General features: G+C 61.1%; 10 protein-coding genes. 8 read left to right on the forward strand and 2 right to left on the reverse strand.

Annotation, left to right across the window (positions count from 1 at the left end):
* The first annotated feature begins 134 nt into the window (after positions 1-134).
* The 3 genes from xylB (at position 135) to SH664x_RS13915 (ending at position 2,640) form a co-directional block, all read left to right on the forward strand.
* Complete coding sequence (xylB, locus tag SH664x_RS13905) at positions 135-1,676, forward strand: xylulokinase (RefSeq protein ID WP_437201867.1); 1,542 nt, start codon at positions 135-137, stop codon at positions 1,674-1,676.
* Positions 1,677-1,859: 183 nt separating this feature from the next.
* Entirely contained in the window at positions 1,860-2,357 is a 498-nt protein-coding gene (locus SH664x_RS13910; protein WP_437201869.1) for an HYExAFE family protein, read from the forward strand.
* Positions 2,358-2,415: 58 nt separating this feature from the next.
* Positions 2,416-2,640 carry a hypothetical protein gene (locus SH664x_RS13915; RefSeq protein WP_437201870.1) on the forward strand — a complete coding sequence of 75 codons (225 nt, stop codon included), beginning with the start codon at positions 2,416-2,418 and terminating at the stop codon, positions 2,638-2,640.
* A 79-nt stretch (positions 2,641-2,719) separates the two neighbouring features.
* On the opposite strand, the gene SH664x_RS13920 is transcribed toward SH664x_RS13915, so the two are convergent.
* A complete protein-coding gene (locus SH664x_RS13920; RefSeq protein ID WP_437201872.1) occupies positions 2,720-3,304 on the reverse strand; it encodes a DUF309 domain-containing protein in 585 nt (194 codons plus the stop codon).
* A gap of 144 nt (positions 3,305-3,448) precedes the next feature.
* Between SH664x_RS13920 and SH664x_RS13925 the strand changes: the two genes are divergently transcribed.
* The 3 genes from SH664x_RS13925 (at position 3,449) to SH664x_RS13935 (ending at position 7,051) form a co-directional block, all read left to right on the forward strand.
* Positions 3,449-4,219, forward strand: a complete 771-nt coding sequence (locus tag SH664x_RS13925; protein WP_437201874.1) for a DUF6655 family protein — start codon at positions 3,449-3,451, stop codon at positions 4,217-4,219.
* A gap of 341 nt (positions 4,220-4,560) precedes the next feature.
* Positions 4,561-5,727, forward strand: coding sequence for a 6-phosphofructokinase (locus SH664x_RS13930; protein WP_437201875.1), 1,167 nt, complete (start codon positions 4,561-4,563; stop codon positions 5,725-5,727).
* A gap of 112 nt (positions 5,728-5,839) precedes the next feature.
* Entirely contained in the window at positions 5,840-7,051 is a 1,212-nt protein-coding gene (locus SH664x_RS13935; protein ID WP_437201877.1) for a Y-family DNA polymerase, read from the forward strand.
* Between the two features lie 109 nt (positions 7,052-7,160).
* Here the strand turns inward: SH664x_RS13935 and SH664x_RS13940 are convergent, their stop codons facing one another.
* A complete protein-coding gene (locus SH664x_RS13940) occupies positions 7,161-7,628 on the reverse strand; it encodes a hypothetical protein (protein WP_437201879.1) in 468 nt (155 codons plus the stop codon).
* A gap of 428 nt (positions 7,629-8,056) precedes the next feature.
* Between SH664x_RS13940 and SH664x_RS13945 the strand changes: the two genes are divergently transcribed.
* Together SH664x_RS13945 and SH664x_RS13950 are read left to right on the forward strand one after the other, a co-directional pair.
* Positions 8,057-9,415, forward strand: a complete 1,359-nt coding sequence (locus tag SH664x_RS13945; RefSeq protein ID WP_437201881.1) for a sigma-54-dependent transcriptional regulator — start codon at positions 8,057-8,059, stop codon at positions 9,413-9,415.
* A gap of 106 nt (positions 9,416-9,521) precedes the next feature.
* Positions 9,522-11,648, forward strand: a complete 2,127-nt coding sequence (locus SH664x_RS13950; RefSeq protein ID WP_437201883.1) for a thioredoxin domain-containing protein — start codon at positions 9,522-9,524, stop codon at positions 11,646-11,648.
* Positions 11,649-11,841 lie beyond the last annotated feature (193 nt).

Below are 11,841 nucleotides of genomic sequence, written 5' to 3' on the forward strand. Positions count from 1 at the left end.
CCTCGTCGTCTGCTCCCTGCGCAGACAGAGCGGCACGCTTTCCCCGCGACGGTACGTGCAGTCCACGGATCAACCTGCTCTAATTCGTTTCCCTGGCGTGAGGAATTCTGAAATCCCAGAGAAAGCAGTCAGCGATGAACGTCTATCTCGGCATCGATATTGGCACCAGCGGGACCCGGACGCTTGCCATCCGCGAAGAGGGGACCATTCTGGCTTCCGCGATTGCCGAGTACCCTGCCTATGCCCCTCAGCCCGGTTGGTCGGAACAGGATCCCGAAGACTGGTGGCAGGGGACGGCCGACAGCATTCGGGGTGTCTTGAAAAAAGGGAAATTCTCTCCCTCCGAAATCAAGGGGATCGGCCTGTCGGGACAGATGCACGGCAGCGTTTTTCTCAATCGCGACCATCAGGTGATTCGCCGCGCGTTGCTCTGGAACGACCAGCGCACGGCGGCCGAATGCCGCGAAATCGAAGAACGAGCGGGGGGCCGGAGCGCCCTCATTGAAATGGTGGCCAATCCGGCCCTGACCGGCTTCACGGCGCCGAAGATTCTCTGGCTGCGGAATCATGAACCGCAACACTACGATCAACTCGCCCAGGTCCTGCTTCCCAAGGATTACATCCGCTTCCGGCTGACGGGTGAATTTGCGACGGAAGTCAGCGACGCCTCGGGAACGCTGCTGCTGGATGTCCGCCGTCGACAGTGGTGCCAGCCGTTGTTGACCAGACTGCAGCTCGATCCGGCGTTGCTGCCGAAGGTTTACGAGTCGGACGAAGTGAGCGGAAAACTCTCCGAGAGCACCGCCCGCCTGCTGGGACTTCCGGCGGGCATCCCGGTCGTCGGGGGGGGAGGGGATCAGGCTGCAGGAGCGATCGGCAACGGGATCGTCTCGCGCGGTGTGATCTCCGCCACGATGGGGACCAGCGGTGTCGTCTTCGCCCACAGCGATGAGGTGCAGATCGACGAACAGGGTCGTCTGCACACCTTCTGCCATGCAGTCCGGGGAAAATGGCATGTGATGGGAGTGGTCCTCTCCGCGGGAGGCAGCCTGCAGTGGTATCGCAACGAACTGGGACAGCCCGAGCGGGCGACCGCCCAGGCGATGGGAATTGACCCCTATGAGCTCCTGTCCGCCGAAGCCGACCAGGCTCCCGCCGGTTCCGAAGGGTTGATCTTTCTCCCCTACCTGACCGGGGAACGGACCCCCCATGCCGACCCCGATGCCCGGGGAGCATGGATCGGCCTCAGCCTGCGGCATGGTCGCCCGCACTTCGTCCGTTCGGTGATGGAAGGGGCGACGTTCGCCATGCGGGATTCGCTGGAGATTATCCGCAGCATGTCCATCCCGGTGAATGAAATCCGGCTCTCGGGAGGGGGAGGTCGAAGCCCTTTCTGGCGGCAGCTGCAGGCCGATATCTACGGTCAGCAGGTGGTGACGATCAACGCCAGCGAAGGACCGGCGTACGGGGTGGCACTGCTGGCCGCAGCCGGAACCGGCGCCTATCGCGACGTGGTGGAAGCCTGCGAGGCGAGCATTCAGGTCGTCACCCGCACCGACGCCCGCGCGGAGCAGGTGCAGCGGTACAACGAGGCCTACGCGCTTTATCAACAGTTGTACCGTTCTCTCAAAGGAGACTTCAAACAGATCGCGCAGTTCGTCGCGGCTGGGGTGTGAGACGCGGCCCGGTCCGCACCTCTGACAAGCAATTGTGGAGAAACTTCGGAAAGGGGCAGGGGCGGAACAGAGCCCGCTCCGCCCCACAAAACTTCAGGAAATCACTGGCGGAACCGCCACGGACCATGTGACAATGCGTCGCAGTCGATTCCCGATCACCACCCAGCGACCCGATCCCCGACGATGGCGAAACGTTGCAATCACTACGACGTCGCCTTTGAACATCTATTACGGATGGTGCGGCGGCCGTATGTCTCCGTCAATGAGAACCGGCGTGCGTTGTTTCAGGATTCTTCCCTGAAGTCGATGGACTTCGTGGTCTACTCACAGCAGACAACCAATCTGCTGGTGGACGTCAAAGGCCGTCGGTTCACGGCAGGCGGTCGCACCTGGGACAGCTGGACCTCTCAGGAAGATGTCGCCAGTCTCATGCAGTGGGAGCAGGTGTTTGGCAGCGGCTTCCGGGGGCTGTTCGTGTTCGCCTACGAAGTCCCCGCTCTGCGAGATACTGCCCGCCATTCGCTGGTGTGGGAACTCAAAGGGAGACGCTACGCGTTTTATGGGATCTGGGCTGAAGATTACTCACGCTCCATGCGGGTCCGCTCCCGCAGCTGGCAGACGGTTTCGCTCCCCGCGCGGGACTTTCGTCGACTGAGACAACCGCTGCTCGATGTGTTATAAGAACGGGACGATTCCGTTTTCGAGCGACGCCACAGGGTCTGCAGGCATGAGAAACTCCATGAGCACAATCTCCCGTCGTGGGGCCAGCCGCCGGACAGCGGCCCGCGGCTGGCGGGACTGTGCGCTGACCCTCGGCAGCCTGCTCTCTCTTCCTTCACTGGCCTTCGCTCAAGCGGGAAGTGCGCCGCTTCCGTCCCGCCCTCTCTGGCTGGAATCGGCCGTGACTGTGATCATGATCGGGCTGGTCGCTTTCGCCGTCTGCCGCTCCAGTAACCGGACGTGAACGGGTACTCGCGCGAGGCCAGGGCAGCAAGCCCGGCCGTTGATGCCAGGCCTGCCTCTCCCTGGCAGGCACAGTGAAATCAGAGTTCAGAACGCTCCGGGTCTGAACGGGGGACGGGAGCCCGCAACGCGGCGATCGGCAAGCCCCCCAGAATCGGCACGCCTCCGTGAATGGCAGCTTGCTGTTGATCCATATTCGCGAGCGGACGTTGCTGCTGAACTTCGACGGCTCGCTCCTGCAGCCGCTGCAGATCTGCGGCGGACAAGGGGAGGGCCTCGAGCGGCTTCTCACTCGCGCGGACGAGTCGAAAAAGTTCGCCGCTGCGGGCCGCATGGCGGGCCACGCCGACAGGATTGCGCTCCAGCGATTTCACCCCGGCTGCAGCAAGCTTGATCAGCCCTTTGAAACAATCCGCCACACTGCCGCTGCGTCCCGCGGCGTGCCACCCGCTTTCCCAGACCTCATGCGCTTCCCAGTAGTAGCCGGCCGTAAACAGCACGCAGCCCCGAAGCCAGATCTGCGGCAGTGTCCCTGTGGACTCCATCCCTCCCTCCCGGTGCCCCTGCGGGTGCGAGAACGGGTGCGGTGTGACTCCCGGGACATAGGTGTAAGTCGGCAATCTTTGCTGGAAGGCCGCTGCGGGCTGAAACAGAAAATTGTTCATGCTTCCGAATTTCTGTATTCGCGTTGACCCTGGGCAACATCGCAGATTATTTGCCGCAGCCAGTGACATTCATCCTTCAGAGACCCCGGCCGTTCGCGCATGGTTTGCAGCCGGGAACGCTTTATTTTCGACTGTGAGGTCACCATGCTCCGGTTTCGGTCATTCCCGCTGCTGATGCTGCTCGGATTGTCGTGCGGCTGCACTTCGGCATCCATCAGTAATACGTCGCGGACCTCGACAGAACAACTCCTCGTCGCCAATGCGGTCGACCAGGCGCTCGATAAAGTCGACTTCAGTACCTTCCGGGGCCATCAGGTCTACCTGCAGGACAAGTACGTCGACTGCGTCGACAAGAACTACGTCATTGCTTCTACCCGGCACCGGCTGCTGACTGCCGGCGCACAGTTGGTAGATGCCGCCGACAAGGCGGAAGTGGTCGTGGAACTTCGAGCTGGGGCGGTCGGCACGAATTCCGCAGTCTCCTACATTGGAACCCCCGAGATCACCCTGCCGGGGATGATGAGTATCCCGGAAGTGAGATTCGTCGAACGCAAGCGTCAGAATGGAACAGCCAAGCTGGGAGTTGTCGCCTACGATGCCAAGACCAATCAGGCATTGGGAACCGGCGGCACCACACTGGCCCGAGCCGATGACAACAACTGGTTCGTGGCGGGGGTCGGTCCCTATCAGAATGGTTCTGTTCTGAAAGAAGTGGCCAACTCCACATCCGGCCCGGCCGCCCAGCCCAAAACCCGTGTCCCCATCATGGTCGCGTTCCAGCCGGTCGGAGGCCCCACCGATCCGGCGGATGCTCCGCAGTTCGCCACCACGCCGGAACCCGAACCTCAGGTCAGCCCGGCAGCCCACTCCTCGGACTTCCAGCCCGCCTGGGCCACCAGCAAAGAGCAGAATTGACTCTGCCGGGATGTTCTCAACTCGAGAGCACTCTGTCTCCGTTGTCGGGACAGAGTGCTTATTTTTTTCTGAATGACAGGGGTCTAGTACCGAGCGGCCATTTCGAGGTCGCCGGAATGTGACCGCAGGACCGCAGCCCCCGGCCCTCTGAGCTGCCGATTCGAAAAGCCCGAGAGCGTCTGCAGGCTGGCAAAGGGCTCGCGAAACCCTGCCGGACGGAGAACCCATCAACCCACACCGATCGTTCTCCATGACAAATCAGTCAGGTGTCTTTGACGAAGAGGCACAGAGTTTTATGATGCCGCCGAAGTTTTTCCCTCTCCCGGATATGAAAGTGCAGCATGTCGAACTTGAAGCGGATTGGCGTTTTAACTTCAGGCGGTGACTGTCCTGGTTTAAATGCCGTGATCCGGGGCGTTGTAAAAAGCGCAACGCGATTTGGCTACGAAGTGGTGGGGTTTCGTCGCGGCTACGAAGGGCTCGTAGATCCTGTCGACTACATGATGCTCGACCGGAAGAACACGCTGGGAATTATCAACCGGGGAGGGACGATTCTCGGATCCACCAACAAGGGGCGCTTCTCGGCCCGCCGGGGAATTGATGAGCGGATCGACCTCGACCCCGACTTGATGAAGAGCGTGAAGGACACGCTGCGAGTCCTCAGCATCGAAGGACTGATCTGCATCGGCGGAGATGGTTCGCTCGCTGTGGCCGAACAGTTTGAAGAGCAGGGGATCCCGGTCGTCGGCGTCCCCAAGACAATCGACAACGATCTGTCGTCCACCGCCTTTTCCTTCGGCTTCGACAGCGCTGTCGCCTGCGCGACCGACGCCATCGACCGCCTCTATTCGACCGCCATCAGTCACGAGCGGGTGATGGTGGTCGAAGTGATGGGTCGGCATGCCGGCTGGATCGCACTGCATTCCGGGATCGCCGGCGGGGCTGGGGTGATCCTGCTGCCGGAAATCAAATGGAACTTTGAAAACGTCTGCCAGAAAATTCTGGAACGGGACCGCGAAAACAAACGCTTCTCGGTGATCGTCGTGGCAGAAGGAGCCCACATGCCCGACGGCCAACTGGTGACGCTCGGGGATTCCGTCGGCCCCGCCGCTGCTCAGGTCCACCTGGGGGGCATCGGAGAACTCGTCGCCCGCGAAATCGAGCATCGTCTCAAGCGGGAAGTCCGCTGCGTCGTGCTCGGACATCTGCAGCGCGGAGGACCACCGACCAACTTCGACCGGATGCTTGCCACGCAATACGGTGCACATGCGGTCCGTCTCGTTCTGCAGAAGAAGTTCGGCTACATGGTGTCGTACCAGCCTCCTCATATTCACGCGGTGCCGATCAAGGAAGCGGTCGGGAAACTCTCGCAGGTGGAATCAGACAGCTCCCCCGTCGAAGCGGCCCGCGCCCTGGGAATCAGCTTCGGCGATGTCGCACCTCGCGAAGCAGTGAGCGCCCTCGGCTGGAAGGAAGAAGATTCCGAAATGCGGAGGATGTCGATGTAGGCCCCCACCGACGGGAGGAAGATTCCCCGGCGGAATCGGAAAAGTCATTGCATCACCGTCCGGACGCCGATAGAGTAGTGAACAAAAAATCACTACCCTATCGGTCCGGCAGATGAATTGGCTTTACACCGACATGAACTCGTACTTCGCCTCTGTGGAACAGATGGCGCGGCCCGAACTGAGACAACGCCCCGTCGCGGTGGTTCCTCTCGCTGCCGAGACGACCTCGGTCATCGCCGCCAGCGTTGAGGCCAAACGGGCCGGCGTCAGGACCGGCACACGGGTCCGTGAAGCCCTGCAGTTGTGCCCCGGCCTGCAACTGGTCAAGGCCCGGCCCGATTTCTACGTCGCAATCCACCATCAAATCCTGAAAAGCGTCGAACGCTGCGCTCCGGTCTGCCGGGTCTATTCGATCGATGAATGGAGTGTCCGGCTGCGCGGGCGCGACCGGGAAGTTTCACAGGCCATCCAGCTCGGACGCCAGATCAAACAGCAACTGCTGCGGGACTTCGGCCCGTGGCTCACCTGTTCGATCGGAATCGGCCCGACCCGCCTGCTCGCAAAAATTGCGAGTGACCTGCAGAAGCCCGACGGGCTCACCGTCCTCTCGACGGAGGACCTCCCAGGTCGACTGGAACATCTGCAACTGCAGGATCTGGCGGGGATCGGCGCAGGCATCAGTGCCCGGCTCGCCAGACATGGCGTGCGCACCATCAGGGATCTATGGGGGATCAGCCGCGAGACAGCGACCCGCGTGTGGGGGTCGGTGCAGGGGGCCAGCTGGTGGGCCGGTTTTCATGGCGAGGATGAAGCGGAGCAGGAGACAACGCGACGGACGATGACACACGGGCATGTCCTTGCCCCTCAGTACCGCCACGATGAGGGGGCTCGCGGTGTCCTGATCCGGCTCATCAACAAACTGGGTCAGCGTCTGCGTACCGCCGGGTACTGTGCCCGGAGTCTGCAGCTCTCACTCCGCTACCTTCCCGAGGGACGCTTTCAGGGAGAGATCGGACTCTCTTTCACGCAGGACACGACGACGCTGCTCCAACAGTTTCAGAAGCTCTGGCTGCAGCGACCGCAGGACGCCGGTCCGATCCTGAAGGTGGACGTCACGGTGTGCGGGCTGGTGAAAGCGGCCAACGTTCCCCGGTCGCTCTTTGACGGCGTCGAGAAGCTGAAACGGGTCTCGCACACGATCGACAAGATTCACCAGCAGTGCGGCCCAGGGGCGATTCGCTTCGGGCCGGCGCAATTGCCCGGGTTGAAGCTGGAGAACAAGATCGCCTTCGGGCGGATTCCGGAGGATTGCGATCCGTATTAGCAGGTTGCTCTTGCCAGTCTCCGCGTCGTCGGCGTTTCGCTGGTGAAAGACCGACTTCCGCGGGGCGAGGACGGAGCAATCCGACGGGGCAATCCGCGGTCAAAATGCTCTACAGTGCGACCGGTTCGTACTGTCCGGCGAGACGGGTCACTGCGTGGGCGGGGCTCAGATTAAAGAGAGCCTTCCCTCCCGTCCCCCAGATTCCCCCCTGATAATGGAACACGGCTGAGGCCTCGCGGAACTCATGAACCGCCTCCACATCAACCATGTCGCCGTCTTCCAGAGCTTCGAAGTAAATGTCGACGCCGACAAATGCCGTCAGCAGGCCGTTCTCGACATCGCGGGCGAAATGGACCTCATTCTTCCAGTCGCAGTGGACCCAGCGCAGGCCACGGGGTTTTCCACGCGCGACCGCCAGGTCAAAGAACTTCGCTTCCAGACCTTCGCGACGCAGGCGAAACAGACGCATCGCCCGGGTCGACTCCGTGCGCTGATAAAACTTCACCATCCGCAGGACGACTGCGAACAACATTCCAACCAATGGGATCGATCCCAACCACATCATCCAGGCTGACATTCCTGTCCTCCCCATCTCCGGCACACCGGTTTGCCCGAACTCATCGAATCTTACACATGCAGGAATTGAATGGCATTAGCATTTTTCGTCGTAAACCGTCAATTTGCGGAACAGTCCGTCAGACTCACGTGTTAATCCCATTATGGAAGACAGGTAATTTGACTCGAATATGAATCTCACAGAGTTCGGGCAATCAAGAGCAATCCCTCAGCGGTAAGCGGATTCCACATCAGATGTCGGACGGAGGTCAGGCGGGAGTTCGGCAGAATCCGCTCCGCTTGCCGTAACCTGTTGGGAGAGTTGAGTGTTTATGTTTCGTTCGAATACATCTAGAATCTGAGCCGCACCGACATCCTGTGATTTTCAACAGCCACTCTCCCGTTCAGGGCTGTGACTTTCGAACCTCACTCCCGACCTGCTGGCCACTCATGAATCATCGCTCGAACGAACCCAACGCTCCCCGACAGATTCTCATCGTGGAAGATGAGCAGATCATTCGCGACTCGCTGGCCGAGTTTCTGCTGGGGGAAGGCTACCGCGTCACCAAGGCCGCTTCGGTCGAAGAGGGGATCGCCAAGGCCAAGGGAAATGATTTCCACCTCGCGATTTGCGACATCCAGCTCCCCGACGGGGATGGCATCAAACTGATGCGGTTGCTGCACAAGCTGAACCCCTCGGTCTTCGTGCTGATCATCACCGCCTACGGCACCGTCGAGTCGGCCGTCGAGGCCTTTAAAGCGGGGGCGTTCGACTACCTCACCAAACCGGTCATCTTCGATGACCTCGCCAACAAGCTGCGGCGGGTCTTCGAGTACCGCGATCTCTACCTCGAGAACCAGAAGCTCCGCCGCGAACTGGCGCAGCCCAACCGCTTTGACCAGATTGTTGGTTCCAGCGAGCCGCTCCGGATGCTGCAGGAGACGATCGGTAAAGTCTCATCCACTCACTCCAACGTCCTGCTGGTTGGGGAGACCGGGACCGGCAAGGAACTTTTTGCGCGGGCCATCCATTCCGCCGGGCCGATGCGCGACGAGAAATTCCTCGCCGTCAACTGCGGAACGCGCCCAGTGGAACTGCTGGAAGCTGAGCTGTTCGGCAGCGAAGCGGGAGGAAAAAACCAGCCGGGCATCCTCCGCACCGCCGGCAGCGGCACCGTCTTTCTGGATGAGATCACCGGCCTGCCGATGGGGACCCAGACCAAGCTGCTCCGGGCCATCGAATATCAGGAGAGCATGCCGTCGGGGGGCTCCGAAACCTACAGCGTCCATTGCCGCATTATTTCCTCCACCAGCGAAGACCTGCTGCGGCTGGTTGGCGAAGAGGCGTTCCAGGAGGATCTGTTCTATCGCCTCGACGGCGTCAAGATCCGCATCCCTCCGCTCCGCGAGCGGCTCGACGACATTCCCGAGTTGGTCGATCATTTCGTCGCCAAACATTCCCGCACATTACGAAAGCGGGTCGTCAGCGCCTCGAGCGAAACGATTCGACTGCTCATGGCAGCCCAGTGGAAGGGGAACGTCCGTCAGCTCGATAACGCAATCGAGCGGGCGGTGATTATGTGCGACGGCACCCAGATCGAACCGAAAGACCTCCCTCCCGATCTGCTGGGGATGGGACAACCGCTGCCGGACACCGACGACCTCCGCAGTGCCCTCCGGCACTACGAACGTCTCCATATTTCGCGGGTACTCCGCCAATGGCCGGATAAACGGGAAGCCGCGAAGCGGTTGAAGCTCGGCCTGTCCAGCCTGTACCGCAAGATCGAAGAACTCGGAATCGAACTGTAATCCAAGGCGGCGTTCGTCCCCTGTCCGGTCCGAGCGCTCCCCGGCGAGTCCCGACAACACCGTCGTCAACGTCGCTCCGGGCGGCCTGTCGGCACAGGAGTCTCTCATGTCTCATTCCGCGCATCCTGACCGACAGCCCAATCGGCTCGCGCACGAGTCGAGCCCCTATCTGCAGCAGCACGCGTTCAACCCGGTCGACTGGTTCCCCTGGGGGCCCGAAGCGTTTGAAAAGGCAAAGCAGGAGAACAAGCCGATCTTTCTCTCCATCGGCTACAGCGCCTGTCACTGGTGCCATGTAATGGAACGGGAAAGCTTCGAGAACGAGGCGATCGCGAAGTACCTCAATCAGCATTATGTCTCCATCAAGGTGGACCGCGAAGAGCGTCCCGACGTCGATCAGATTTACATGTCGGCCGTCCAGCTGATCACGCAGCGTGGCGGCTGGCCGATGTCAGTCTTCCTGACACCTTCCGGTCAGCCCTTTTATGGAGGGACTTACTGGCCCCCGGTCTCCCGCATGGGGATGCCCGGCTTCGGCGATCTGCTCGTCAAGCTCAACGATTACTGGGTCAACAAACGGAACGAAGTCGACAGCAGTGCTGCCCAGCTGGTGGAGGCCATTCAAAACATGGCTGCGCCGGTCTTCGAACGGGCGGAACTGAATGCGGAAATTCTGCAGACAGCCATGACCGCTCTTCTGCGGTCGGCCGATCGCCGCGAAGGGGGGTTCGGCGGGGCTCCGAAGTTTCCTCACCCTATGGACCTGCGGGTCCTGCTCCGCTGCGCCCGGCGATTTGGCAATGACGACGCCCTGCAGGTCGCCCTGCTGTCACTCACCAAAATGGCCCACGGGGGGATTTACGATCAACTGGGCGGGGGATTCCATCGCTACTCGACCGATGCCCGCTGGCTCGCGCCGCATTTTGAGAAAATGCTCTACGACAATGCGCTGCTCGTCCCCGCCTATCTGGAAGCGTGGCAGATCACTCGCGACGAAGAGTACGCCACCGTCGTCCGGGAAACGCTCGATTACATTCTGCGGGAAATGACCGCCCCGGCCGGCGGCTTTTACGCCACGCAGGATGCCGACAGCGAAGGGGAAGAGGGGAAGTTCTTTGTCTGGTCGGAAGCCGAGATCGACCAACTGCTCGATCCCGCCGACGCCCGGGTCTTCAAGCTCAGCTACGATGTCACTCCGCGTGGCAACTGGGAAGAAAAGACGATTCTGAATCGTCCGCGACCTCTGCAGCTGATCGCCGACCAATTGCAGCTTCCTCTGAATTCGACAGCGGACAGTGAAGGGGTGCTGCAGATTCTCGACCGGTGTCGGACGAGACTGCTGGCCGCACGCAGCAAGCGGATTCCCCCCGGACGGGACGACAAAATTCTCGTCGCCTGGAACGGAATGATGATCGCCGCGTGCGCTCAGGCGGCACTCGTGCTGCACGAGCCTCGGTATCTCGATGCGGCCCGTGCAGCCGCCCGCTTCATCATCGACCACATGCGGGACCCCCAGGGGCGACTCCTGCATTCCTTTAAGGATGGGCAAGCGCGGTTGAATGCCTATCTCGATGACTCCGCCTGCTTCATCGATGGACTGGTGGAACTGTTTCAGGCCGAGTCAGGCTGGCAGACCGCCGAGAATTCCACGGCCGCCTCGGAATGGCTGACCGTCGCGCTGGACCTGACGAAGGATTTATCAGTTCGTTTTGCGGATGCGGACAAGGGGGGCTTCTTTTACACCCCGATCGATCACGAAGAATTGATTGCCCGCACCAAGGACTCCCAGGACAACGCCACTCCTTCCGGCAACGGAATGGCCGCCACCGCACTCCTCAAACTGGCCCGGCTGACCGGCCGCGACGACGTTGAACAGCTGGCAATTCGCACACTCGACGCTCTCTCGGGGCTGCTGATCGACCACCCGCGTGCCTCGGGACAGGCTCTGATTGCCCTCGATCTGGCACTGGGGCCAACCTATGAAGTTGTGATCACCGCAGATGCGGATCAGTCGGGGGACAAACTCTGGGACACGCTGTGGCAGCAGTTTGTCCCCAACAAAGTCGCCGTCCGCTGGCCTACGGGGCTGGCCGTCCCCGAGGTGCTGCAGGACCTGCTGGCTGGGAAAACAGAGCGGGGACCTTCGGCCGCATTCCTGTGCCAGCGCGGAGCGTGCCAAACGCCGGTCGAAACTCCGGACGCCTTGATCGCAGCCCTTTCGAAAGCCAGGTAATTCCGAGGTCACCCGGCTGTTGATCGTGACGATGCCCCCGCTGACGCGTCGGGCTCTGAAAAAGTGCAACGGGAGACAAGGGGCCCAACCTCACGGACACTTCGGCCATTGGACAAGTGCTCCGGTAATAACCTGTAATAACCTGCATGTTGACCGCGCAAAAAATCAGCGCTGCCCCGTATCGAGCAGCGCT

Origin of the sequence: Planctomicrobium aquicomposti (genome assembly GCF_051466325.1) — a bacterium.
Taxonomy (GTDB): domain Bacteria; phylum Planctomycetota; class Planctomycetia; order Planctomycetales; family Planctomycetaceae; genus Planctomicrobium.